The sequence below is a fragment of the Pollutimonas rozaliensis genome (assembly GCF_048751585.1).
In the GTDB taxonomy this organism is placed as follows: domain Bacteria; phylum Pseudomonadota; class Gammaproteobacteria; order Burkholderiales; family Burkholderiaceae_B.
This window is the reverse complement of the sequence record NZ_JAZHOB010000275.1, coordinates 1-249: the sequence shown is the minus strand read 5'-3', so window position 1 is coordinate 249 and position 249 is coordinate 1. Positions and strand designations below refer to the sequence as shown.

Annotated in this window: 1 protein-coding gene; it reads left to right on the top strand. The window is 53.8% G+C overall.

What is annotated here, in order from left to right:
• Positions 1 to 249: TraC family protein (locus tag V0R37_RS22890; protein WP_420376662.1), on the top strand; the 249-nt coding region annotated here is incomplete at both ends.

Sequence of the window (249 nt, the reverse complement as noted above, 5' to 3'; positions counted from 1 at the left end):
CCTATATGTTGTCCACCACCATCCACTTTCCCAATCAAGATGCGAAGCGAAGCAAATTCCGCGCCAATCAGACCACGACCGAACGTGCAGCAGGCATGCCGGGAGCACTAAAATTCTCGCCACGCTTGCGCAGCCGTCTGCAAAGCTTCCGTGAGACCGACAAAATGATCCTGCAAGGCGGTAATTTGGTCGAAGTGAACATGTCGATGTGCCTGTTTGCGCAGTCACGACGAAAATTGCGCGCATCGC